Genomic DNA, 23,014 nt, shown 5'->3' with positions numbered 1-23,014 from the left:
CGGGCGTGGTCGTGGTCGTGGTCGTGGTCGTGGTCGTGGTCGTGGTCGTGATCAAGCCTGCGGACCCGCCTTGCTGCGCTTGCCGGCGACGCGCCCGTACAGCCGCGTGAGCGGCGCGCCGGTGAGGCCGTGCGCCACGACGGAGGCGCAGGCCACCAGGCTCACCACGTCCCAGACCAGCGGCTGGCCCAGCTTCTTCTCCATCAGCGACGCGTAGTAGATGGCGGCCACGGCGATCGGGCCGAACCAGCCGACGAACAGCGCGTCCTTGACGTTGCGGACCTCCGGCAGGAAACGCCGCAGCAGGAGCAGCGTCAGCGGCCGGCGCAGCAGCAGCACCGCGACCGCGAGCAGCGCGCCCTTCCAGCCGAGCGCCTGCCAGCCGCCCCAGGGGATGGCGACGCCCAGCAGCACGAAGATGGGGATCGCGAAGAAGCGGTTGACCGCCTCCTGGCCCTGCTCCTCGTTCTTGCGGTCCTGCGCGCTCACCACCTGGTCGAAGGCCGCGGCCGCGGCGAACACGACGAGCACCTCGTCGCTGTGGATCAGCTTGCCGGCGCCCACGGCGAGGAAACCGAGCGCCACCGTGTAGACGAGGCGCCAGTCGCTCTTGATGGAGCCGAGCCCCTCGGCGGCCCTGAGCAGCTTGCCGCAGACGTAGCCGAGCAGCAGGCCGGACAGCGTCGCCACACCCACCTCCCACAGCATCGTCGTCAGCACCCAGTGCGACAGGGCCTCCCCCGCATGCCGGGTCAGCATCAGGTAGGCCAGGAAGACGAAGAGGTAGCCCAGCCCGTCGTTGGCGCCCGAATCGAAGGAGATCGCGTGGCGGACGCGGTCCGGGATGTTCTCCTCCGCGACCGGGCCGGTGACGATCGGGCTGGCGGCGACCGGATCGGTGGGCGTGATCACCGCGCCGATGAGCGCCGCCAGCCAGAAGGGCAGCCCGAGGATCAGGTAGACCAGCAGGCCGCTGATCGCCCACATCAGCGGCATGCCCAGGCCGATCAGGGTCAGCATCGAGCGCCAGTGCTCGCGGGGGAACCGGGACGGGATGCGCAGCGCCACGCCGACCAGCCCGATGCCCAGCGCAAGCCGCGCCGCCTTCTCCAGCAGGTCCGCCCGGTCGCCGAGCCGGTCGAGATCGATCAGGTTCAGCGCCTCGGGCCCGATGCCGACGCCCAGCAGCAGGGCCAGCAGCGTCGGCGGGAAGGGGCTCGCCGCCAGCCGCTTTGACGCCAGCCCCAGCAGCAGGATCGTGCCGCCGAGCAGGGTGACGATCACGTTGAAGTCGTTCATCGTGCCTCCGGCAGGTCCAGCCGGGCCGCGGGCGGCCCCGGCGCGGGTTCAGTGCAGCGTGGCCAGGTAGGCCGCCGCGTCGAGCGCGTCGTTCTCGGTGAGACCCATGTCGGGCATCGCGGTCTTCGGGTCGATGGCCTGCGGGTCGCGCAGCCAGCGCACCATGTTCTCGATCGTGTTGGGAATCGCCCCGGCGATGTTCTGGCGGCGCGCCATGCCTTCGAGCGGCGGCCCGACATGGATGTCCGGCCCCGTGACGCCCGGGATCACGTGGCAGGCGTTGCAGGCGTGCTGGTGCATCACGAGCATGCCGCGCTCCGGGTCTCCCTGGCCTGCGCGGGGATCGTCGATCGGCGGCTTGCCGCAGCCGGCGACCAGCGCCGCCGCGAGCAGCGCCGCGCCGAGCCGCAACGGCAGGCGCCGGCCGCCGGGCCACGCGCCCCTTGTCGCCCTCTTCACTCGCGCCGGCATTGCATCCCCGCCATCGGCGCCACCAGCGCCCGGTACTCCGAGGGCCGCAACTCGGGCATCCGGTTCAGGAAGGCGACGACCGCCCAGAGGTCCTCGTCCTCCATGCGGAAAGCCCAGGCGGGCATGCCGCTCATCTTGATGCCGTTGCGGGTGATCCAGTAGAGCTCGGCGCTGCTCCAGCGCTGGGTCGCGACGTGGAGCGGTCCGGGCAGCGGCTGCATGCTGCGGCCGATCGGATCCGGCGCGACTCCGGGCGCGCCGTGACACTGCACGCAGTTGGCCTGGAAGCACAGCGCGCCGCGCTGCACGAGCTGCTCGTCCTCGAGCGGCGGCACCTTGATGTCGCCGGTACGCAGCTTCACCGACTGCGCCATCGCCCGCTCCAGCACCGAGTAGGTGAGCTGCAGGTGCTGCGTCGTGGCCGCGACGTTGTAGAGCCCGCTCCAGACGAAGGCCGCCGCTCCGACCAGTCCGAGCAGGCCCAGCAGCGCCGTGGTCGCGAGTGCCGTCAGCACGACCAGACGGCGACGGCTCATCGCGGGTCCCGCCGTGCCGGCCGGCCGGCGCCATTGCCGCAAGGATGAGAAAACATGCCGCAGCGCTGACACGAAAGTGCAAGGCCCCGGTGCGGGAAAGCACGCGTGCTGCCGGGAACGCCGATTGATCCCGTCGGGCAGGGGCGGACATCGAGGAAGCGGGCCATGGCCGCCCAGTGCAACCGATGTTCCCGCCCCCTCCTTTTCTCCGAGGCCCACGCCATGAGCAGATCCGAACGCCACGAACACGGCACCATCGTGCGGGTGCAGGAGCACCGATTCCAGCTGGTCAAGGAGGGCGGCGAGCGCGTGGAGTGCACGCTCGCGCCCTCGGTGCCGGCCGGGCCCGGCGACCTGCGGCGGCTGATGGACGAGGCGGCGCCGGTGCGCGTGCGGCTGCATCCCTCGCCGACGACCCGGGCGCAGGTGGTCAGCGGGCTCTGGCGCCTGCGCGACACGCAAGGAGACCGGGCATGAGCGCTTCCGCACGGCCGCTCCGAAGGAAGCGCTCTGTCCCTCGCGGAGGGACCGCGCGCAGCGCGAGGGTGCCCCAATGAGCGCGCGACTGGAGGACCGCGGCTCGCGCGCCGAGCCGGTCAACGGCAACCCGCTCAAGCGCATCCCGGCGCTGCTGGCCGAGTTCTGGCGCGAGTGGTCGCTGCCGCGCCAGATGCGCGGCGCCGACTCGCTGCGCGAGGCCGCGCGCAGCCGGGAGTCGGAGCTCGCGCAGGCGCGGCTGGATTCCGCCGACCGCGTCGGCACCAGCATCTGCCCCTTCTGCGCGGTGGGCTGCGCGCAGCTCGTCTACGCGCGAGAGGGCCGGGTGATCCACATCGAGGGCGACCCGCGCAGCCCGATCAACCAGGGCACGCTCTGCCCCAAGGGCGCGGCGACCTTCGACACGATGACGAGCCCCGAGCGCATCCACCACGTGATGTACCGCGCGCCCTACAGCGACCGCTGGGAGCGCAAGCCGCTCGACTGGGCCATGGACCGCATCGCGCAGCTCACCAGGCAGGTGCGCGACGAGACCTTCGTCGCGCGCGGCGAGGACGGCACGCCGCTGAACCACACGCTCGCGCTCGCCTCGCTCGGCGGCGCCACGCTCGACAACGAGGAGAACTACCTCATCAAGAAGCTGTTCGGCGGCGGCCTGGGCATGGTCTGGATCGAGAACCAGGCGCGCATCTGCCACAGCTCCTCGGTGCCGAGCCTCGGCGCCACCTACGGCCGCGGCGCCTCGACCCTCGCGCAGTGGGACCTCGCGAACTCGGACTGGGTGATGGTGATGGGCTCGAACATGGCCGAGAACCACCCGATCAGCTTCCGCTTCGTGATGCAGGCCAAGGAGCGCGGCGCGAAGATCATCCATGTCGATCCGCGCTACACCCGCACCTCCGCCCTGTCGAACCTGCACGCGCCGATCCGCTCCGGCACCGACATCGCCTTCCTCGGCGGGCTGATCCACCACATCCTCGAGCACGACCTGTGGTTCAGGGACTACGCGCTGAACTACACCAACCTCGCGACCATCATCACCGACGAGTACGTCGACGCCGAGGACGGCGACGGCTTCTTCTCCGGCTGGGACGAGGAGATGAAGGGCTACACGCACGAGTCCTGGCGCTACGAGAGCGGCCTCGTGAAGCCGCCGCTCGCCGAGAAGCACGTCGAGACCTCGGGGCCGCTCGCGCCCGACGACGAGCAGCTCGACTTCCCCGTCGCGCAGGACCGCACGCTGCAGCACCCGCGCTGCGTCTACCAGATCATGCGGCGCCACTACGCGCGCTACACGCCCGAGACGGTCGAGCGCATCACCGGCTGCCCGGCCGCGACGCTCGTGCAGGTGGCCCGCACGCTCGCCGAGAACTCCGGCCCCGAGCGCACCGGCGCGATCTGCTACGCGGTGGCCTGGACGCACCACACCAATGGCGTGCAGATGATCCGCGCCGCCGGCATCCTGCAGGCGCTGCTCGGCAACACGGGCCGGCCCGGCGGCGGCATCCTCGCGCTGCGCGGGCACTGCTCGATCCAGGGCAGCACCGACATCCCGACGCTCTACGACATGCTGCCCGGCTACCTGCCAAGCCCCAAGGCCGGCAAGCCGCACGAGACGCTCGAGTCCTACATCCGCGCCGAGACGACGCACACCGGCTGGTGGCACCACTTCCCGAAGTACATCGTCAGCCTGATGCGCGCCTGGTACGGCGAGGCGGGCAGCCCGGCCAACGGCTGGGGCTACGACTGGCTGCCGCGCAACGTCGGCGACCACTCGCAGCTGCCGATGACGCTGGCGATGAAGGACGGGCAGATCCGCGGCCTCTTCCTGCTCGGGCAGAACGTCGTGATGGGCGGCAGCAACTCGGCCCTGGTGCAGCAGGGGCTGGCGCGGCTGGACTGGCTCGTCGTGCGCGACACCTCCGAGACCGAGAGCGCGAGCTTCTGGAAGGACAGCCCGGCGGTGCGGGCCGAGGGCCTAACGCCCGACCGGATCAGGACCGAGGTCTTCCTGATGCCGGCCTCGCTCGCGGGCGAGAAGGCCGGCACCTTCACCAACGAGCACCGCCTCGTGCAGTGGCACGACCACGTGGTCGACGCGCCGGGCGACAACCGCTCGGAGCTGTGGTTCATGCACCACCTGGCAAAGCGGCTGAAGGCGCTGTATGCGGGCAGCACCCGCCCCGAGGACCGCGCTCTGCAGGCACTGACCTGGGACTACCGCGAGGCCGACGAGCGCGGCGAGCCCGACGCCGAGGACGTGCTGCGCGAGATCAACGGCTGGACGGTCGCCGACCGCCGGCAGCTCGCCGGCTTCAAGGAGCTGGCCGACGACGGCTCGACCGCCTGCGGCTGCTGGGCCTACAGCGGCATCTTCCCCGGCGAGCGCGACAACCGCGCGCGCTCCCGCCAGGCCGACCCGCCGGGCGGCCCGGGCACGCACCTCGGCTGGGCTTTCGCATGGCCGGGCAACCGCCGCACGATGTACAACCGCGCCTCGGCCGACCCGCAAGGGAAGCCCTGGAGCGAGCGCAAGAAGCTGGTGTGGTGGAACGCCGAGGCGCAGCAGTGGGAGAGCACCGACGAGATCGACTTCGACGAGAGCAAGGAGCCCGGCTACACGCCCGCCGACGACAAGAAGCCGCGCGGCATGGCCGCGCATGCCGGCCACCATCCCTTCGTGATGATGGCCGACGGCAAGGCGGCGCTGTTCGCGCCCTCGGGGCTGAAGGACGCGCCGCTGCCGACGCATTACGAGCCGATGGAGTCGCCGGTGCGCAACCTGCTGTACGGCCAGCGCCACAACCCCGCCGCCGGCACCCGCGAGCGCCCCGACAACCCCTACCACCCGAGTCCGGACCCGCAGCACCCGCACGTGCTGACCACCTACCGGCTCACCGAGCACCACTGCGGCGCGGCGCCCACGCGCGGCGCGCCGCTGCTGGCCGAGCTGCAGCCCGAGGGCTTCTGCGAGATCCCGCCCGAGCTCGCCGAGGAGCTGGGCGTGCGCTCGCTCGACTGGGTGACGATCTCGACCGCGCGCGGCGCGATCGAGACCCGCGCGCTCGTCACGCAGCGGCTGACGCCCTTCACGATCGACGGCCGCCGCGTGTTCCAGATCGGCATGCCCTGGCACTTCGGCTACAAGGGCTACGCCACCGGCGACATCGCCAACACGCTGACGAGCATCGTGATGGACCCCAACACCAGCATCCACGAGGGCAAGGCGCTGACCTGCCGCATCGACAAGGGGCGGCTGGCGCGGGGTTGAAGCCCGGGCACGTGGCGCCCGCGTCGCGGCCGGCGGCCCGGCGTGGCACCATGGGCCCACGATGAAGCGTCTGATCCATGCCCCGAACATCGCCATCGCCGCGCTCTGGGCCGACATGCTGACGCAGGCGGGCATCGAGGCGGTGGTCCAGCGCTTCTATGCCAGCGGCATCGCCGGCGAGATCCCGCCCGACCAGGCGCAGCCCGAGGTCTGGGTGCTCGACGACGCCGAGTTCGACCGCGCCACCGCGCTGCTGCACGAACTGCGCCACCTGCCGCAGCGGCGCTGGCTCTGCCGCGGCTGCGGCGAGGCGGTGGAGGGGCCGTTCGAGCAGTGCTGGAACTGCGGCGCGATGCGGCCCGGCTGAGGCGCGGGGCGGCGTTCCGGAAAGCCGCGATGCGTCCTCCCCGGAACGGCTGCCCGCGTGCGTGCCGCTCGCACGGCCGGGCTCGGGGTGCAGTGAGGACGGCGTGCCTTGGCGGGAGGGGCCGCCTGGGGCACGCGCCTGTCGTTCAAGCGATATGCGGACTTGCCACTCGGCAATATCGCCGGATAGGCCCGGGGCTGCGCCGGTCCGGGCCTGTGCCGGCGTTGCGCCGGCATGCGCGGCGCCTGCTGCCGCTCAGTCCGGCCGCGGGATATCGGACCGCTTCGGAAGGGTGCGCACGATCGGCAATATCCTGGTCTGGTACACCGCGAACAATCGACGCAGTTCATCCAGGGGGGCCTCGTGGTCGTCGATCCGGATATCGCACAGCGCGTATTCCTCGGACGAAAAGACCAGCACGTTGACCGAACGCTCGCCCTTGAGATCACCGCCCGCTGAATCACCTTCCAGCAGGGCGAGTGTCAGTCGCTCCGCAAGATCGAGGTGTTCCGTACCGTGCATCGATGCCAGCGCCCTTTCGAGCACCTGCGGCCCGGCCAGTCGATTACCTTGAACAGAGCAGTTTCGCCCCGCGAGGTGGCCTGCCCAGGGAATGGCTTCGGAACCGGTCCAGGCCGCGGTGCGTCCTTGGATGTCGACCACGCCGACTTGCCGCTTGTCCGCATCGGGGTCGGTGGCCAGCACACGCCGCAAGGCTTCTTCAGCCGAGGCGCCACGCTCCAGCAGGCGCAGGCCGTCGTAGGCAAGGTAGGGGTTGGTCAGCGCCTGCGACGCAATGGCGCCGACATGGGCGATGGCATGGCATGCGAGCTTGCCGACCGCCTGGACCGCAGTCGCTGCCGCGACGCCAACCTGGTTGGTGCGCGCGCACCGGGCAACTATCGAAAAGGTCACGGGACGTATTCTGAAGTGGTTGAATGCCGGCTCCGTCACACACGAGACTCGCCGTGACACGCCAAGCCGTCCCAGTATAGATTCTCGCCCCTCGAATCCTCTGCCCCGAAGGAATTTCCCGCTGCAGCAAATGAGAGGCGCTTACCCCCGGAATTGGTGAGCACCCCAGGACGAGGGGTCTATCCGTCTTTCGCGTTCAAGTAACGTCGGGATCCTTCAGCTTTGATTGGCGTCCGGAACCCGCTTCCAGCCGAGGCAGGTTTCCGAGCAAGGCCAAGGCGAATCAATCATGGAGTTGCACGATATTCCCGTAATAAGGCATCGGACGCTCATCCGATGCCTGCCATGCTTGGAGAAGACGGAATCATGAGCGGATTCCGATTACCGTCGCCGCTTTCCTCGATGTACTGTCGAGCGATCCTCTCCATTCATTCGGCGCCCGATCGGCCGCAGCAGCGTCCACTCCACTGCGGCGCGAACGCAGGAGCTTCGCATCTGTCTCGCCTTGTCCGGCGCCGCCCGCCCCCGGATGGCGGGAGCCCCCCGGACCCCATGCCCTGACGTCTCGCCCGGCGCGACCGGGCGCAGCTTGCGCGACGGGACGCCGCACGGGCGAACGAGCCTTGCGCCCGGCGCAAGCTGTCGAACCGGCGCCCCTTGCCCATCCTCGATGCCTACCCACCAGGACAAGAAACCTCCCATGAAGAAAGAATTCCAGCTCCGCCTGCTCCCGACCCTGGCACTCGCGACCGTCGCCGCCCTTGCCGGCTGCGGTGGAGGCGGCGGTGAGAGGGAGGCCGGCCAGGGCCTTGCCCAGGGCGTCACCCTGGAGTTCGTCGCCCGGGCCGGCAGCGCGCCGGTGAGCTGCGGCACCCTGGTGAGCGGGCTGGGCAGCGGCGGCGTCGACGCGCAGCTCCAGGACCTGCGCTTCTACATCTCGAACGTCAGGCTGCTCAGGTCCGATGGCAGCGAAGTGGCCCTCGCGCTGGGCGCCAACGACGACTGGAACCTTACCGCGGGCAGCGACAGCCTGACCCTGATCGACCTGGAGGACGGAAGCGGCGCGTGCAGCGAGGGCACCGCCGCGACCAACGCCACGATCCGGGGCACCGTGCCGGCAGGCGACTACACCGGGGTGAAGCTGACGATGGGCGTGCCCTTCGCGCTGAACCACAGCGACTACGCCATGGCCCCCCGGCCGCTCGACCTCCAGGGGATGGCCTGGAGCTGGCAGTCCGGCCGCAAGTTCGCCAACATCGAGCTCACCGAGCCGGCCGGCACGTCCCGCCCCTGGACGACGAGCTCATTCCTCTTCCACCTCGGCTCGACGGGCTGCAGTGGCAACCCGGCCAGCGGCGAGACGGTGTCGTGCGCGGCGCCGAACCGCATGGAGTTCACGCTGGCGAACTTCGATCCCGCCACGCAGAGGATCGCGATCGATCTGCAGGCGCTGCTCGCGGGGACCGACATCACGGTCAACCGGGGCGGCGGGCCGGGCTGCATGTCCGGCGGCACGGACCCGGAGTGCCTGCGCGTGTTCGAGGCGCTCGCCATCGACTGGAAGCCCGACGGCAGCGGCACCGGGCGGCCGATCGCGGGCGGCGCGGCCCAGACCCTGTTCAGGGCCGTGGCGAAGTGATGCGGGCCGCATCCCGGATCGCCACGGGCGCCGCGCTCGCCGCCGTGGTGGCCGGCCTTGCTGCCTGCGGTGGCGGAGCAGGGGGCGGCGGCAGCGCAGCGGGCGAGCCCCCGACCGCGGTCGAGCCCTGGACCTGGTCGCTGCCGGCGAGGTTCCCGGAGCCCCGGGTGCCGGCGGACAACCCGATGTCGGCGCAGAAGGTCGAGCTCGGCCGCTACCTCTTCTACGACAAGCGCCTGTCGGGCAACGGGCGGCTGGCCTGCGCCGGCTGCCATGTCCAGGAGAAGGCCTTCAGCGACGGCCTCGCTCGCTCCCTGGGAGCGACGGGCGAGCTGCACCCGCGCAGCTCCCAGCACCTCTCGAACGTGGCCTACAACGCCACCCTCACCTGGGCCAACCCCTCGCTCGTGACGCTGGAGCGCCAGATGGAGACCCCGCTGTTCGGCGAGCACCCGGTGGAGATGGGCGTCAACGACGGCAACAAGGAAGCCGTGCTGCAGCGCCTGCGCGAGGACACGCTGCCCTCGCGTTATCCCGAGCGCTTCGCCGCGGCCTTCCCCGGCGAGGCCCGGCCGCTGCACTGGGGCAACGTGATCAAGGCCATCGCGGCCTTCCAGCGCACGCTGATCTCCGGCAACAGCCGCTACGACCGGTGGCTGGTCGGCGAGACGACGCTGAGCGACGCGGAGCAGCGCGGCATGCGGCTCTTCTTCGGGGAAAAGGCCGAGTGCTTCCACTGCCACGGCAGCTTCAACTTCAACAACCAGATCCTTCACTCCGCCAGCCGCCTCGTCCCGACGCCGTTCCACAACACCGGGCTCTACAACCTCGGCGGCACGGGTGCCTATCCCGAGCCCAACCGCGGCCTGTTCGAGCTCACTGCGCAGGCCGGCGACATGGGCCGCTTCCGCGCTCCCAGCCTGCGCAACGTGGAAGTGACGGCGCCCTACATGCACGACGGCTCGGTGGCCACGCTGGAGGAGGTGCTGCGGACCTATGCGGCGGGCGGGCGCCAGATCACCAGCGGCCCGCATGCCGGCGATGGTCGCGCCAACCCCCTGAAGAGCCCGCTGATCAGCCGCATCGACCTGAACGAGCAGGAGCAGGCGGACATCATCGCCTTCCTCAGAACCCTGACCGACCACGAGTTCCTCTCCAATCCGCGCCACGCCGATCCTTTCAAGGCGGATTGAGGCCGGGATCGGGCTGCCGGCTGCGCCGGGCGCTCCGCAACCGGCCCGGCCCCGCCCCGCCTCAGCCGCAGAAGGCCAGCACCGCGAGCCAGTCCAGCACATGGCCCGGACGCAGCCAGGCCGAGAACGCCAGCGCGAGCCCGAGCGCGGCAGGCACGGCGGCGGCCAGCCCGAGCGCGACCCGGCCCGCCGCGGAGCGCAGGCCCTTCATGCGCCCGCCGCCACGGCAGCCGGCCGCGCGATCTCGCGGTCGTCGATCGGCCAGTGCAGCACGGCCGCCAGCAGCCCGAGCGCCATCGAGCCGAGCCACAGCGCCTCGTAGGAGCCGGTCGCGTCGAACACCCGCGCGCCCAGCCACACGCCGAGGAAGGCGCCGAGCTGGTGGCCGAAGAAGACGAAGCCGAACAGCGTGGCGATCCAGCGCACGCCGAAGACCTGCGACAGCAGCCCGCTCGTCAGCGGCAGGGTGCCGAGCCACATCAGCCCCATCGCGGCGCAGAAGGCATAGACCGTCAGCGGCGAGAGCGGCAGCAGCAGGAACAGCGCCATCGCCGCGCTGCGCAGCAGGTAGATGCCCGCGAGCAGCCGCTTGCGCCGCCAGCGCCCGCCCGCCCAGCCGCACAGCCAGGTGCCCGCGACGTTGGCCAGCGCGATCGTGGCCAGCCCCGCCACCGCGACGCCGGGCGCGAGCCCCCGGTCGAGCAGGTAGGCCGGCAGGTGCGAGGCGATGAAGGCGAGCTGGAAGCCGCAGGCGAGGAAGCCCAGGTTCAGCAGCCAGAAGCCGCGGTGCGCGAAGGCCTCGCGGATCGCGGCGCCCATCGACGGGCCGCCCGCGCGCGCCGCCGCGCCGAGCTCGGCGCGGTCGTCGAACGCGCGCACCGCCGGCAGGCAGGCCGCGAAGGCGAGGCCGAGCGCGAGCAGCGCCGCGGCCCATCCGAGCCACTCCATCAGCCCCTGCGCGATCGGCACCATCAGGAACTGGCCCAATCCGCCCACCGCGCCCGCGAGGCCCAGCGCCGCGCTGCGCTGCGCAGGGGGCGCGATGCGGCTCAGCGCCCCGTAGACGAGGCCGAAGGCCGTGCCCGACAGCGCCACGCCGACGAGCAGCCCGTTGCTCGCCGTCAGCGCCAGCGGCGTCGCGGCGACCGACATCCCCGCCAGCCCGAGCAGGTAGAGCCCCATGCCGGCGACGACGACGCGCAGCGCGCCGAAGCGGTCGGCGATCATGCCGGTGAAGGGCTGCGCCAGGCCCCAGACCAGGTTCTGCATCGCCAGCGCGAAGCCGAAGGCCTCGCGCGACCAGCCGCGCTCCAGCGTCATCGGCAGCAGGAACAGGCCCTGCACGTGCCGCACGCCGAGCGCGAGCCCCATCACCAGCCCGCCGCACACCACCGCCAGCAGCAGCCGCCCGTGCAGCCCGGCGCCCGCCTGCTCCCCCGTCTCGCCCCGCATCATCGCCGTCTCCCTTCGCCTGTCGCCGGCCGTCCGGAAGGCGGCCCGCAGCCCCGATTCGAATTGACGACGGGGACCGGCTCAAGCAATCTTCCTGCATCGTTCGCATGAGGAATCGGAATGTCACTGCCCCTGCACCGGCTGCCCCCGCTCGATGCGCTGCGCGGCTTCGTCGCGGTGGGGCGGCGCATGAGCATCACGCTCGCGGCGCAGGACCTGTGCCTGACGCAGTCCGCGGTGAGCCGGCAGGTGCTGGCGCTGGAGGAGGCGCTGGATACGAAGCTGCTGGTGCGCGGCCACCGGCAGGTCCGCTTCACGCCCGAGGGCGAGCGGCTGTTCCGCGTCGCCGACCTCGCGCTGCAGCAGCTGCAGGACCTGTGCGGCACGCTGGCGCGGCGCGGCGCGCGCGAGCCGGTCACGATCACCGCCAGCACCGGCGTGACCGCGCTGTGGCTGCTGCCGCGCCTGGGCCGGCTGCAGCAGCGCCACCCGGAGATCGACCTGCGCGTGGCCGCGACCAACCAGTCGCTGGACCTGCAGCGCGAGGGGGTGGACCTCGCGATCCGCTACATCCACGACGACACGCCGCCACGCGGCGCGCTGCGCCTCTTCGGCGAGTCGGTGGTGCCGGTGGCGCATCCCTCGCTCGGCCTGGCCGGCCGCGCGCTGCGCGAGGTGCTGGCCGAGCAGGTGCTGCTGGAGTTCGACGCCCCGCAGCGCCCCGCGCAGGTGGGCTGGGCGCGGCAGCTCGACGCGCTCGGGCCCGCGGCGCCGCGGCCGCGCGGCATGCTGCGCTTCAACCAGTACGAGCAGGTGGTGCACGCGGCGGTGGCCGGCCAGGGGCTGGCGCTCGGGCGGCTGCCGCTGGTGGCGCCGCTGCTGGCGGACGGGCGGCTGTGCGCGCTGCAGCCGCTCGCGACCGACCTGCCCGAGCACGCCGGCTGCTGGCTGCTGCAGGCGCAGCCCGAGCCCCGTGCGGAGGTGCGGCAGGTGGTGGACTGGATCCTCGAGGAGGCGCGCGGCGAAACGGACTCGCATGCATGAGGCGCATGCAAGCACGCCGGGAAAGTCGCTTGAGCCGCCCTCGGGAAGCGGGTCGAATCGCACCCGGATCCACGCGAAGGGATGGGAGGGGACGCCGATGACGCAGGACAGGGACAAGGACATGGCGGGCGCGCTGCCGGAGATCGGGTTCTGGTTCGACTTCGCCAGCAACTACAGCTATCTGAGCGCGATGCGCATCGAGCCTGCCGCCGAGCGGCTCGGCCTGCGCGTGGCGTGGCGGCCCTTCCTGCTCGGGCCGATCTTCAACAGCTTCGGCTGGGACAGCTCGCCCTTCGTGCTGCAGAAGGAGAAGGGCGCCTACGTGTGGCGCGACATGGAGCGCCAGTGCCGCAAGTACGGGCTGCCGTGGAAGAAGCCCTCGGTGTTCCCGCGCAGCGCGGTGCTGCCGATGCGCGTGGCGGCGGCCCATGCGGGGCAGCCGTGGATCGGCGCCTACTGCCGCGAGATGATGCGGCTGAACTTCGCGCTCGACCGCGACATCGACCCGCAGGACACCGTGGCCGGGGTGCTGCGGGAACTGGGCCTGCCGGCGGCGGAGTTGATCGACGAGGCCGTCCGCGGCGCCGCGCGCACGCGGCTGCGCGAGCAGACCGCCGAGGCGCAGCGGCTCGGCCTCTTCGGCGCTCCGAGCTTCCTGGTGCGCGGCGAGCTGTTCTGGGGCAACGACCGGCTCGACGACGCGCTCGCCTTCGCGGCCGAGCCCCTGCGGCACTCCGCTGCAGAGACCGGCGCGGAATGAGGTGAACGCGCCGGCATCGCGCCGGGCGCGGGTTCCCCCAGGGGAAGGTGCGGGGTCGCAGGGGCAAGGGTGAGCCCGGCGTCCGCTCCACAGGGCGGGCACTTCGGCGCGCGGCCTCCTGCGTGGAGGGCCTGCGGTTCCGGAAAAAACACGGGTGGCGGGATGGCCTCACCTCCCGGGGGCCTCCCCGGCGGATCCGCGCTGCGCGCCGCCCGCGTCCGCCGCCACCGTGCCCCGGGCGGCAGCGCTGCGGCGCAGCAGCCGCTCGAAGTCCGCCGCCCGCAGCGGGCGGCCGATCAGGTAGCCCTGCAGGCTGTCGCAGCCGAGCGCGCGCAGGAAGGCGGCCTGCTCCTGCGTCTCGACGCCCTCGGTCGTCACCGTCAGGCTCATGCTGTGCGCCATGCTGACGATGGCCTCGACGAGGCGCGCGCTGCTGCCGCCCTCCTGGCAGCCGCTGATGAAGCTGCGGTCGATCTTCACCGTGTCCACCGGGAAGCGCCGCAGGCTCGACAGCGAGGAGTAGCCGGTGCCGAAGTCGTCGAGCGAGTAGCCCACGCCCAGGCTCTTGATGCCGCGCATGCGCGCCTCGACCGCCTCGCCCTCGTCCATCAGCACCGACTCGGTGATCTCCAGGATCAGCCGGCAGTCGCCGAGCTCGCGCTCGGCCAGCAGCCGCGCCACGAACTCCTGCAGGCCGGCCTCGCGGAACTGCACGCCCGAGACGTTGACCGCGAGGTACAGCGGCGGGCCGCCGAGCGCTCGCCACTGCTCGAGCTGGCGCGTGGCCTCGGCGAGCACCCACTGGCCGATCGGCACGATCAGCCCGGTCTCCTCGGCCACCGGGATGAAGTCCTGGGGCGGCACCCAGCCGAGCCGGGGATGCCGCCAGCGCAGCAGCGCCTCGGCGCCGACCAGGGTGCCGCTCACCGCATCGACGATCGGCTGGTAGCGCAGCTCGAAGTCCCGGCGCTCCAGCGAGGCGCGCAGCTCGGCCTCGATCTCCATGCGCGCGAGCACGGCCTGCTGCATCTGCGCGGTGTAGAACTGGCAGCGGTCCTTGCCTTGGCGCTTGGCCTGGTACATCGCGATGTCGGCGCAGCGCAGCAGCGCCAGCGCGTCCTCGGCGTCGTCGGGGTGCAGCGCCAGCCCGATGCTGGCGGAGAGGTGGCGGGTCGTGCCTTCGAGCTCGAAGGGCTCGCGCAGCAGCTTGAGCACGCCGTCGGCGACGCGCAGCAGGTCCTCCGCGTGGCCGAGGTCCTCGATGACCACCGTGAACTCGTCGCCGCCGAGGCGCGCCGCGGTGTCGTAGGGCCGCACGCCGCGCCTGAGCCGCGCCGCCAGCTCGACCAGCAGCTCGTCGCCGACGTGATGGCCCATCGTGTCGTTCACCTGCTTGAAGCCGTCGAGGTCCAGCAGCATCAGCCCGACCCGGTGCCCGCCGCGCCGGGCGCGGGCGAGCGCCTTGTCCAGCCGGTCGAGCAGCAGGTGGCGGTTCGCCAGGCCGGTGAGCCCGTCCAGGTTGGCCTGGCGCCAGATCAGCTCGTCGTCGCGCTTGCGCCGGCTGATGTCCTGGACCGTGCCGACCACGTCGCCCTCGCCCTCGCGCCGCGGCCGCTCCCTGCGGCCCTCGGCCAGCACGCGCACCCAGCGGCACTCGCCGTCGAGGAGGATGCGGTGCTCCACCTCGCAGGCCTCGCCGTCGAGGATGCGCTGCCAGGCGCGGCCGAAGGCCGCGTCGTCCGCGGGATGGACGCGCGACCTCAGGGCCTGCGGATCGACCCGCTCGCCCTGCGCCACGCCGAAGATGAGGCGCGCCTGCGGCGACAGCGCCAGCGTGCCGCTGCGGCTGTCGAGCACCCAGCTGCCCACGCCGGCGACCGCCTGGGCGCGGTGGAGGTCCGCCTCGCTGGCGAGCAGCTCGGCCTTCTGGCGCTCCACCAGCGCCACGGTGTCCTGCAGGCGGCGGCGGTTCATCTGCAGCGCCACCATCTGCCCCGCCGCCGCGGCCAGCAGCAGGCACAGCAGCAGCGCCAGCGCCACCTGGGCCTCCAGCCGCCGCCCCTGGCTCCACCCCTCGAGCGGCACGATGCTGAGCGTCCACTGGTCGTTGGGCATGTCGATGGGGTGGTCCACCGTGTCGTGCAGGGGCTCGGGAGACGATGCCGCGATGATCTGCACCTCGCCGCTCTCCGGATACCGCCGCCACAGCGCGTAGTGGTAGCCCCTGCCGCTGAGCTGCGGCAGCTGGGCCTTGAACAGCACGTCCGGGAAGCGGATCAGCACGGCCGTGAAGCCCCAGAACACCAGCGCCCCGCCCTTCTCGCGCGGCAGGTAGATCGGCAGGCGGCCGACCGCCCCGATGCCGCCCTGCAGCAGCTCGAAGGGACCGGCCAGCGTCAGCCGGCCGGTGTCGCGCGCGATGAAGGCCTCCGGGTTGCGCCGCGGGTTGGCGAGCAGGTCGTGGCCGATCGCTCCCCGGTTGCCCTCCAGCGGGAAAACCTGCCGCACCACGCCGCCCGGCGAGAGCTGCAGCGCGGCCACGCCCGGGTAGAAGGGCAGCATCTCGGCCGCCACCGGCTCGAAGTCCTCCACCGTGCCCCTGCCCTGGTGCACGAGCGCCCCGAGCGCATAGGTGGCCGACAGCGCGCGCTCGACGACGGTTCGGATCTCCTGGGCCTTGTCGGCCCCCTCGATGTTGGCCGCGAAGCGGACCTGCTCGACGCGGTGCTCCTCGAGCAGCAGGATCACCCAGGCGGCGACCAGCGCGGCGAGGACGAAGACGACGGCCGCGACGGCCGCGACCCGCGCCCTGCCGAGGCGGCTTTCCTGACGATCTGCGACGGCTGCATCCGGCATGCGCTCCCTTGTCCTCCCCGACAGGCACGGAATCGCCCGCAACGGAGGGGGCCGCCGGCAGGAGTGGATTCGTCGCCGGCCCCTCCCCTCGCGCCGGGCCCCCGACATGGCGCAGCGAGCAGCGTGCCCGCCCGGGCCCGCCTCCCGAACAGCGCTGCGCGCATTCCCGTCACCGTCGGGGACGCGCCCCCTGGAGAAGGGGGCCGCAGGGCTACGGAGGCGGCACGAGAACTGCCCCGCCTGCCACGGGAGCTCGCCGATGCCCGACCACCGACACGCCACGCCTCAGCTGCCGCTCGACGACTCGATGATGAGCAGTCCGCTCGCGGACGAGTCGCGCCTGACCGCGGACGTGACGATCCGCCCGGGTCGTCGCTACGGCTTCTTCACCGACACGACGCTGTGCATCGGCTGCAAGGCCTGCGAGGTGGCCTGCAAGACCTGGAACGCGCTGCCGGCCGAGCCCAATCACCTCTCCGGGCTGAGCTACGACAACACGCAGCAGCTCTCGGCCAGCACCTGGCGCCACGTGATGTTCGTCGAGCACATCGGCCACGAGCCGAAGGCCGACGGCGGCGCGGCGCCGGCGATGCCGCACTTCCAGAACCGCTGGCTGATGATGAGCGACGTCTGCAAGCACTGTGCGAACGCGCCCTGCCTGGAGGCCTGCCCGACCGGCGCGATCTGGCGCAGCGAGTTCGACACCGTGGTGGTGCAGGCCGACATCTGCAACGGCTGCGGCTACTGCGTGCCGGCCTGCCCCTTCGGCGTGGTGGACCTGAGCGAGGACGACGGCAAGGCGCACAAGTGCACGCTGTGCCACGACCGGCTCAGTTCCGGCATGGAGCCCGCCTGCTCGAAGGCCTGCCCGACCGACTCGATCGTCTTCGGCGAGCTCGGCACCCTGCACGAGCGCGCCCAGCGCCGCGTCGAGCACCTGCGCGAGGCCGGCGTGGACAGCGCCTACCTCTACGGCGCGCCCTCGGCCGACCCGCAGGCGCAGAGCCCGGCCACCGGCGACAGCGGCCGGGACCTCGCCGGGCTCAACGCCTTCTTCCTGCTCACCGCGCCGCCCGGGACCTACAACCTGCCCGAGCACCCGACGCGCGCGTCGCGCCGCATCGCGCCGGGGCTCGTGGCGGGGCTGGCCACCGCGTCGGCGCTGACCGTCGCGGCGCTCGGAGTGCTGATCTATGGCTGAGACGCGAGGCCTCCTGCACCGCCACGGCCGCACCGAGCGGCCACCCGCGGCGGCCGGCTACTACGGGCTGCCCGCGCTCAAGCCCAGCCACTGGAAGTGGATGGTGGCCGTGTACATCTGGCTCGCGGGCATCGCGGGCGCGGTGCAGATCCTCGGGGCGCTCGTGCTGATGATCGCCCCGGACCGCGAGGCCGCCGCCGTGGTGCTGCGCCCGGCGCGCTGGGGGGCGCTGGCCGCCTGCGCGATCGGCGCGGTGCTGCTGATCGCGGACCTGAAGACGCCGCGGCGCTTCCTCTACATGCTGCGCATCTTCCGCCGCACCTCGCCGATGTCGATCGGCAGCTGGGTGCTGATGGCCTTCAGCGGGCTGACCGCGCTGACGGTGCTGCTGCAGTTGCTGGGCGACCTGCGCTGGTTCGTGGCGCCCCGGGGGCTGGAGCTGCTGGTGCAGCTGCCGGCGGCCGCGGTCGGGCTGCTGATGGCGACCTACACCGCCCCGCTGCTGTCGGCGACCAGCACGCCGCTGTGGGCGCGCTCGCCGGCGCTGCTGGCCGGCAGCTTCGCCGCCTTCTCGCTCGCCGCCGGCGCGTCGGCGCTCACGCTCGCGGGCCTCGCCTTCGGCGGCTCGACCTTCGACGCGGCGCTGGAGAAGTTCGCGCTGCTCGCCACCGGCGTGGCGTGGATCTTCGTGCTGGCGTGGCTGGTCCGCCTGGGCGCCGCGCAGCTGCTGTCGCCGCTGGTGCACGGCGGCACCGGCGCGCTGTTCGTGCTCGGCGTGCTGGGCGCCGGCCTGCTGCTGCCGGTGGCGCTGCACCTCGCGCAGCTCTTCACCGCGGAGCGGCTGCTGTGGATCTCCGCGCTCGCCGCGGCGGGCGAGCTCGCCGGCAGCCTGCTGTGGCGCGCCGCGCTGCTGCTCGGCGGGCATGCCTCGGCGCTGCGGCCGGCGGACGCGCTGCGCTTCGCCGGCGGCGACCTGCGCGGCTCCGCGGTGCCCGACGGCGACCCGGCCGAGATCGGCGGGCGGCCCGCGCACGGCAGCGTGACGCTGCCGCGCGGCGAACAGCCGCCGCAGGGGCCGCTGCCGCGCTGGCTGATCGGCGGCCTGTCGCTCGGCGGGCTCGGCGCGGCCTTCGCCGCGTGGATGGCGCTGGCGGGCCTCGGCGCGACCGCGACCGCCGCCAGCGCCGGCGACCGGCCGCCCGATGCGGGCCGGGTCGCGCTCGGCAAGCAGCTGCTGGAACGCTACCAGTGCGGCAGCTGCCACGAGATCCCCAGCGTGCCGGCGGCGCGCGGCCGGGTCGGCCCGCCGCTCGTGAAGTTCGGCAAGCGGGCCTACATCGCCGGGCACGTCCCGAACCGGCCCGAACTGCTGGTGCAGTGGATCGTCGCGCCGCACTCGCTGGTGCCGGACAGCCCGATGCCGTCGATGGGCGCGAGCGAGGAGGACGCGCGCCACATGGCGGCCTACCTGCGGCAGCTGCGCTGAACATGCGGCCCGCCCATCCGCTCCGAGCCGCCGGCGTGCTGCTGTCCGCAGCGGCGGCGCTTCCCTGCCGCGCCGCCGCGCAGCCACCCGGCTGGCTGTCGGTGCTGAAGCCGGCCGGTCCGCAGGCCGAGGCGATCGCCGACATCGCCTGGGTGCTGTTCATCGGCGGCACGCTGATCTTCGTCGGCGTGATGGTGCTGCTCGCGCTGTCGCTGCGCCGCGGCGCCCGGCCGGTGAACACCTGGCGCTGGGTGGTCGGCGGCGGCGTCGTCTTCCCCGTCGTGACGCTCAGCGCGCTGCTGGTGTTCAACGGCGTGCGCAGCGCCGAGCTGACGCGCCCGCCGCCCGGGGACGCGCTCGTCGTCAGCGTCATCGGCCGCATGTGGTGGTGGGAGGTGCAGTACCGCGACCCGGCGAGCGGCCGCAGCTTCACCACGGCCAACGAGATCCGCGTGCCGGCGGGCCGCCCGGTGCGCCTGGCGCTCGAGACCGCCGACGTGATCCACAGCGCCTGGCTGCCCTCGCTCAACGGCAAGATGGACCTGGTGCCGGGCCGCGTCAACCACCTCGTCTTCACCGCGGAGCGCCCCGGCCTCTACCTCGGCAAGTGCGCCGAGTACTGCGGCCAGCAGCACGCGCACATGGCGCTGCATGTCGTGGCCGAGACGCCCGAGGCCTTCGAGGCCTGGTTCGCGCGGCAGGCGCAGCCCGCGGCGCCGGCCGCCGACCCGGTGCTCGCCGCCGGCCGACGCGCCTTCCTCGAGCACCGCTGCAATGCCTGCCACACGGTGCGCGGCGTCGCCGAGGAGTCCCGGCTGGGCCCCGATCTCACGCATGTCGGCAGCCGGCTCTACATCGGCGCCGGGCTGCTGCCGACGCACCCCGGCACGCTCGCCGGCTGGATCGCCGGCGTGCAGGAGCTCAAGCCCGGCGCGCGCATGCCGTCCTTCGGGCAGATCGATCCGCAGACGCTGCAGGCGCTGTCGGCCTGGCTCGCGCAACTGAAGTGAGGAAGCGCCGCCCTTGAAGCATCCCGAACCGCACGCCGGGCGCGAGGCCCGCGACGACGACGACACGCTGCCGAGCCGCCTGCCGCGCCCGCCCGGCGAGGAGGAGGCGCTCGAGCGCGCCTGGCTGCCGCCCCGGGGCTGGTGGCGCAAGGTCTCGGCGGTCAACAACACCATCGTCGGCCTCTTCTACATCGGCACCGCGATGCTGATGTTCGTGCTCGCCGGGCTGCTGGCGCTGGCGATCCGCGCGCAGCTCGCGGTGCCCGAGAACACGCTGCTGTCGGCGGGGACCTACAACCAGGTCTTCACGATGCACGGCTCGATCATGATGTTCCTGTTCGCGGTGCCGATCGTGGAGGCGGTGGCGGTCTACCTGCTGCCGGGCATGCTCGGCGCGCGCGACCTGCCGTTTCCCCGCCTGTCGGCCTACGCCTTCTGGGCCTACGCGATCGGCGCCGTGGCCTTCTTCCTGACGATCTTCTTCGGCGTGGCGCCCGACGGCGGCTGGTTCATGTACCCGCCGCTCACGAGCATGGAGCATTCGCCCGGGCTCAACGCCGACTTCTGGCTGCTGGGCATCGGCTTCATCGAGATCTCGGCCATCGCCGGCGCGATCGAGCTGATCGTCGGCATCCTGCTCACGCGCCCGCCGGGCATGACGCTCGCTCGCATGCCGATCTACGCCTGGGCGATGCTGGTGGTCGGCGTGATGATCGTGTTCGCCTTCCCGGCGCTGATCGCCGGCACGATGCTGCTGGAGATGGAGCGGGCCTTCGACTGGCCCTTCTTCCTCGCCGAGCGCGGGGGCGACCCGGTGCTGTGGCAGCACCTGTTCTGGTTCTTCGGCCACCCGGAGGTCTACATCATCTTCCTGCCCGCGGCGGGGCTGGTGTCGATGATGGTGCCGGCGCTGGCGCGCACGCCGCTGGTCGGCCACCGGGCGGTGGTCGTCGCGCTGGTCGCGGTCGGCTTCTTCAGCTTCGCGCTGTGGGCGCACCACATGTTCTCGGCCGGGCTGTCGCCGCTGGCGCTGTCCTTCGTGTCGGCCGCCAGCCTCGCGGTGGCGATCCCGAGCGGCATCCAGGTCTTCGCCTGGATCGCCACCTTGTGGCGCGGCGAGGTGCAGATGAAGGCGCCGACGCTCTTCATCCTCGGCTTCCTGTTCATCTTCGTGCTCGGCGGCCTCACCGGCGTGATGGTGGCGGTGATCCCCTTCGACTGGCAGGTGCACGACAGCTACTTCGTCGTCGCGCACCTGCACTACGTGCTGATCGGCGGCATGGTGTTCCCGATCTTCGCGGCGCTGTACTTCTGGATGCCTCTGGTCAAGGGCCGGCCGATGTCCGAGGGCTTCGCACGCTGGGTGTTCGGGCTGATGTTCGTCGGCTTCAACGTCGCCTTCTTCCCGATGCACATCCTCGGGCTGGAGGGCATGCCGCGGCGCGTCTACTCCTACGACGCCGACCTCGGCTGGAACCTGTGGAACGCGGTCGCGACCGTCGGCGCCTTCACGTTCGCCGCGGGCGTCGCCTGCTTCTTCCTCGACCTCGTGCGCACGCAGCGGCGCAGCAGCCAGCCGGTCGGCAACCCCTGGCAGGCGGGCACGCTCGAGTGGCTCAAGGGCGGCAACTACGGCGTGCGCAGCATCCCGCAGGTCGACAGCCGCGAGCCGCTGTGGAGCCGGCCCTCGCTGGTCGAGGAGGTGGCGGCCGGCCGCCACTGGCTGCCGCCGACGACCTCGGGCGGGCGCGAGACGCTCGTCACCAGCCCGCTCGACGCGCAGCCCTGGTACGTGCTGCGGCTGCCCGGCTACGGCTGGGCACCGGTGATCGCCGCCGCGGGCACCGCGGCCTTCTTCCTGCTGCTGACGGTCAAGCTGGTGATCCCGGCCTTCGTCGGCGGCGTGGTGGCGATCGCCGCGGTGCTGCACTGGATGTGGCAGAGCGACCCGGCGCCGCATGCGCCGCTGGTGCGCGTCGCCGACCGCGTCCCGCCCGGCATGAGCGCGGGCCAGGCGCCGCAGCAGGGCGGCGTGTGGCTGCCGGTGGGCGGCAGCGGCCGGCGCTCGCATGTCTGGTGGGCGATGGTGATCCTGCTCCTGGTGGACGCGACGATCTTCGCGTCGATGGCCTTCGCGCACGTGCACCTGTCGATGCGCAGCGAGGTCTGCCCGCCGCCCGGCGCGGCGCTGCCGGCCGCCCGCTGGCCGCTCGCCGCCGCCGGACTGCTGCTGGCCGGCTCGCTGCTCGCCGCGCTGGCGCGGCGCAGCGTGCACGCGGGCGGCGCGAGGCGCCAGCGCCTGCTGCAGCTGTTGCTCGCGGCGGCGTTCGGCTGCGTCGCGCTCGCCTGGGGCGCGGACCTCCTCGGGCACCTGCAGGCGGGGCTCGAGCCGCGCGCGCGCGCCTGGGACGCGACGATTGCCAGCATGCTCGGCTACCAGGGCTTCCACGTCGGGGTGCTGCTGATGATGGCGGGCTTCACGCTCGCGCGCTCCTTCGCCGGACGGCTCGCACCCGACCGCCGCGCGGCGATGGACGCCACCGCGATGATGTGGCACTACGTGACGCTGCAGGGCCTGGTGATCGCCGCCCTGGTGCAGTTCCTGCCGCTCGTGATGGACTGACGAGGCGCCCGATGCCCGCAAGCCCCGCCCAACCCGATCCCCCGCGGCGCTTCGGTGCCGCCGTCTGGCATGCCACGGCACCGCTGCTGCTGTGGGCGCTGCACTTCTTCGCGCTCTACGTCGTCGTGGCCGCAGGCTGCATGCGCGGCTGGTCGGACGCCCGCTGGGCCGGGCTGCCTGCGGTGAGCCTCTCGCTGCTGGTCTTCAGCGCCGCGGTGCTCGCGCTGATGATCGCGATGCTGGCGCGCTCGGTGCGCGACAGCCGGCACAAGCCGCAGGGCGATCCGGTGATCCCGGCGCTGCGGCTCGGCGGCGGCGTGCTCGCGCTGGTGGGCGTGGTGTGGGAGACGGCGCCGCTGCTGATGGTCCCGCCCTGCGGCCTGTGAGCCGGCC

General features: G+C 72.5%; 19 protein-coding genes. 12 read left to right on the top strand and 7 right to left on the bottom strand.

Annotated features, from left to right (window positions below; translation table 11 throughout):
• Nucleotides 1-51 precede the first annotated feature (51 nt).
• The 3 genes from D3A59_RS09455 to D3A59_RS26310 are packed head-to-tail and all read right to left on the bottom strand — an operon-like array spanning nt 52 to nt 2,306.
• Nucleotides 52-1,299 (bottom strand): cation:proton antiporter, encoded by a 1,248-nt coding sequence (locus D3A59_RS09455; protein WP_119154670.1) that lies wholly within the window; start codon nt 1,297-1,299, stop codon nt 52-54.
• A gap of 48 nt (nt 1,300-1,347) precedes the next feature.
• Entirely contained in the window at nt 1,348-1,758 is a 411-nt protein-coding gene (locus D3A59_RS26315; RefSeq protein WP_240636009.1) for a c-type cytochrome, read from the bottom strand.
• Nucleotides 1,755-2,306 (bottom strand): c-type cytochrome, encoded by a 552-nt coding sequence (locus D3A59_RS26310; protein WP_240636008.1) that lies wholly within the window; start codon nt 2,304-2,306, stop codon nt 1,755-1,757. Before D3A59_RS26310 ends, D3A59_RS26315 begins: the two co-directional genes overlap by 4 nt.
• Before the next feature lie 222 nt (nt 2,307-2,528).
• Here D3A59_RS26310 and D3A59_RS09445 point away from each other — a divergent pair, with 222 nt between their 5' ends.
• The 3 genes from D3A59_RS09445 to D3A59_RS09435 all read left to right on the top strand — a co-directional run bounded on the left by D3A59_RS09445 (nt 2,529) and on the right by D3A59_RS09435 (nt 6,442).
• On the top strand, nt 2,529-2,783 hold the full coding sequence (locus tag D3A59_RS09445) for a hypothetical protein (RefSeq protein WP_119154669.1): 255 nt from the start codon (nt 2,529-2,531) through the stop codon (nt 2,781-2,783).
• Nucleotides 2,784-2,859: 76 nt separating this feature from the next.
• On the top strand, nt 2,860-6,075 hold the full coding sequence (gene fdh, locus D3A59_RS09440) for a formate dehydrogenase (RefSeq protein WP_170162330.1): 3,216 nt from the start codon (nt 2,860-2,862) through the stop codon (nt 6,073-6,075).
• A 61-nt stretch (nt 6,076-6,136) separates the two neighbouring features.
• Nucleotides 6,137-6,442 carry a putative signal transducing protein gene (locus D3A59_RS09435; protein ID WP_119154668.1) on the top strand — a complete coding sequence of 102 codons (306 nt, stop codon included), beginning with the start codon at nt 6,137-6,139 and terminating at the stop codon, nt 6,440-6,442.
• A 255-nt stretch (nt 6,443-6,697) separates the two neighbouring features.
• On the opposite strand, the gene D3A59_RS09430 is transcribed toward D3A59_RS09435, so the two are convergent.
• On the bottom strand, nt 6,698-7,357 hold the full coding sequence (locus D3A59_RS09430; RefSeq protein WP_119154667.1) for a DUF1028 domain-containing protein: 660 nt from the start codon (nt 7,355-7,357) through the stop codon (nt 6,698-6,700).
• A 700-nt stretch (nt 7,358-8,057) separates the two neighbouring features.
• Here D3A59_RS09430 and D3A59_RS09425 point away from each other — a divergent pair.
• Together D3A59_RS09425 and D3A59_RS09420 are read left to right on the top strand one after the other, a co-directional pair.
• Nucleotides 8,058-8,996: an MbnP family copper-binding protein gene (locus tag D3A59_RS09425; protein ID WP_119154666.1), complete on the top strand. Its 939-nt coding sequence runs from the start codon at nt 8,058-8,060 to the stop codon at nt 8,994-8,996.
• The gene (locus tag D3A59_RS09420; RefSeq protein ID WP_119154665.1) at nt 8,996-10,189 is read left to right on the top strand and encodes a methanobactin export MATE transporter MbnM; all 1,194 of its coding nucleotides are present in this window, start codon (nt 8,996-8,998) and stop codon (nt 10,187-10,189) included. Before D3A59_RS09425 ends, D3A59_RS09420 begins: the two co-directional genes overlap by 1 nt.
• Before the next feature lie 61 nt (nt 10,190-10,250).
• Here D3A59_RS09420 and D3A59_RS25325 read toward each other — a convergent pair whose 3' ends face one another.
• Both D3A59_RS25325 and D3A59_RS09415 read right to left on the bottom strand, forming a co-directional pair.
• Nucleotides 10,251-10,400, bottom strand: coding sequence for a hypothetical protein (locus tag D3A59_RS25325; RefSeq protein WP_157991466.1), 150 nt, complete (start codon nt 10,398-10,400; stop codon nt 10,251-10,253).
• Nucleotides 10,397-11,641: an MFS transporter gene (locus D3A59_RS09415; RefSeq protein WP_119154725.1), complete on the bottom strand. Its 1,245-nt coding sequence runs from the start codon at nt 11,639-11,641 to the stop codon at nt 10,397-10,399. The genes D3A59_RS25325 and D3A59_RS09415 overlap by 4 nt, the downstream gene beginning before the upstream one ends.
• A gap of 120 nt (nt 11,642-11,761) precedes the next feature.
• Here D3A59_RS09415 and D3A59_RS09410 point away from each other — a divergent pair, with 120 nt between their 5' ends.
• Both D3A59_RS09410 and D3A59_RS09405 read left to right on the top strand, forming a co-directional pair.
• A complete protein-coding gene (locus tag D3A59_RS09410) occupies nt 11,762-12,685 on the top strand; it encodes a LysR substrate-binding domain-containing protein (RefSeq protein WP_119154664.1) in 924 nt (307 codons plus the stop codon).
• A gap of 97 nt (nt 12,686-12,782) precedes the next feature.
• The gene (locus D3A59_RS09405; RefSeq protein WP_240636007.1) at nt 12,783-13,445 is read left to right on the top strand and encodes a 2-hydroxychromene-2-carboxylate isomerase; all 663 of its coding nucleotides are present in this window, start codon (nt 12,783-12,785) and stop codon (nt 13,443-13,445) included.
• Nucleotides 13,446-13,613: 168 nt separating this feature from the next.
• Here D3A59_RS09405 and D3A59_RS09400 read toward each other — a convergent pair whose 3' ends face one another.
• Nucleotides 13,614-16,301: a bifunctional diguanylate cyclase/phosphodiesterase gene (locus D3A59_RS09400; protein ID WP_205665153.1), complete on the bottom strand. Its 2,688-nt coding sequence runs from the start codon at nt 16,299-16,301 to the stop codon at nt 13,614-13,616.
• Nucleotides 16,302-16,560: 259 nt separating this feature from the next.
• Here D3A59_RS09400 and D3A59_RS09395 point away from each other — a divergent pair, with 259 nt between their 5' ends.
• Genes D3A59_RS09395 through D3A59_RS09375 form a run of 5 tightly spaced genes read left to right on the top strand, consistent with a single transcriptional unit; the run spans nt 16,561 to nt 23,007 of the window.
• A complete protein-coding gene (locus D3A59_RS09395; RefSeq protein WP_205665152.1) occupies nt 16,561-17,502 on the top strand; it encodes a 4Fe-4S dicluster domain-containing protein in 942 nt (313 codons plus the stop codon).
• The gene (gene nrfD / locus D3A59_RS09390; protein ID WP_119154662.1) at nt 17,495-18,988 is read left to right on the top strand and encodes an NrfD/PsrC family molybdoenzyme membrane anchor subunit; all 1,494 of its coding nucleotides are present in this window, start codon (nt 17,495-17,497) and stop codon (nt 18,986-18,988) included. The genes D3A59_RS09395 and nrfD overlap by 8 nt, the downstream gene beginning before the upstream one ends.
• A 35-nt stretch (nt 18,989-19,023) precedes the next feature.
• On the top strand, nt 19,024-19,998 hold the full coding sequence (gene coxB, locus D3A59_RS09385; RefSeq protein ID WP_336470411.1) for a cytochrome c oxidase subunit II: 975 nt from the start codon (nt 19,024-19,026) through the stop codon (nt 19,996-19,998).
• A 13-nt stretch (nt 19,999-20,011) separates the two neighbouring features.
• On the top strand, nt 20,012-22,621 hold the full coding sequence (gene ctaD / locus D3A59_RS09380; protein ID WP_240636006.1) for a cytochrome c oxidase subunit I: 2,610 nt from the start codon (nt 20,012-20,014) through the stop codon (nt 22,619-22,621).
• An 11-nt stretch (nt 22,622-22,632) separates the two neighbouring features.
• Nucleotides 22,633-23,007: a hypothetical protein gene (locus tag D3A59_RS09375; protein ID WP_119154660.1), complete on the top strand. Its 375-nt coding sequence runs from the start codon at nt 22,633-22,635 to the stop codon at nt 23,005-23,007.
• Nucleotides 23,008-23,014 lie beyond the last annotated feature (7 nt).

Source organism: Caldimonas tepidiphila, assembly GCF_003569765.1.
GTDB classification, from domain to species: domain Bacteria; phylum Pseudomonadota; class Gammaproteobacteria; order Burkholderiales; family Burkholderiaceae_C; genus Caldimonas; species Caldimonas tepidiphila.
This window is presented reverse-complemented; position numbering and strand designations above follow the sequence as displayed.

Bases quoted from the DNA above. Each gene is read 5' to 3' on its own strand.
- D3A59_RS09455 (WP_119154670.1), bottom strand. From the start codon at position 1,299: ATGAACGACTTCAACGTGATCGTCACCCTGCTCGGCGGCACGATCCTG.
- D3A59_RS26310 (WP_240636008.1), bottom strand. From the start codon at position 2,306: ATGAGCCGTCGCCGTCTGGTCGTGCTGACGGCACTCGCGACCACGGCG.
- D3A59_RS09445 (WP_119154669.1), top strand. From the start codon at position 2,529: ATGAGCAGATCCGAACGCCACGAACACGGCACCATCGTGCGGGTGCAG.
- fdh (WP_170162330.1), top strand. From the start codon at position 2,860: ATGAGCGCGCGACTGGAGGACCGCGGCTCGCGCGCCGAGCCGGTCAAC.
- D3A59_RS09435 (WP_119154668.1), top strand. From the start codon at position 6,137: ATGAAGCGTCTGATCCATGCCCCGAACATCGCCATCGCCGCGCTCTGG.
- D3A59_RS09425 (WP_119154666.1), top strand. From the start codon at position 8,058: ATGAAGAAAGAATTCCAGCTCCGCCTGCTCCCGACCCTGGCACTCGCG.
- D3A59_RS09420 (WP_119154665.1), top strand. From the start codon at position 8,996: ATGCGGGCCGCATCCCGGATCGCCACGGGCGCCGCGCTCGCCGCCGTG.
- D3A59_RS25325 (WP_157991466.1), bottom strand. From the start codon at position 10,400: ATGAAGGGCCTGCGCTCCGCGGCGGGCCGGGTCGCGCTCGGGCTGGCC.
- D3A59_RS09415 (WP_119154725.1), bottom strand. From the start codon at position 11,641: ATGCGGGGCGAGACGGGGGAGCAGGCGGGCGCCGGGCTGCACGGGCGG.
- D3A59_RS09410 (WP_119154664.1), top strand. From the start codon at position 11,762: ATGTCACTGCCCCTGCACCGGCTGCCCCCGCTCGATGCGCTGCGCGGC.
- D3A59_RS09405 (WP_240636007.1), top strand. From the start codon at position 12,783: ATGACGCAGGACAGGGACAAGGACATGGCGGGCGCGCTGCCGGAGATC.
- D3A59_RS09400 (WP_205665153.1), bottom strand. From the start codon at position 16,301: ATGCCGGATGCAGCCGTCGCAGATCGTCAGGAAAGCCGCCTCGGCAGG.
- D3A59_RS09395 (WP_205665152.1), top strand. From the start codon at position 16,561: ATGCCCGACCACCGACACGCCACGCCTCAGCTGCCGCTCGACGACTCG.
- nrfD (WP_119154662.1), top strand. From the start codon at position 17,495: ATGGCTGAGACGCGAGGCCTCCTGCACCGCCACGGCCGCACCGAGCGG.
- D3A59_RS09375 (WP_119154660.1), top strand. From the start codon at position 22,633: ATGCCCGCAAGCCCCGCCCAACCCGATCCCCCGCGGCGCTTCGGTGCC.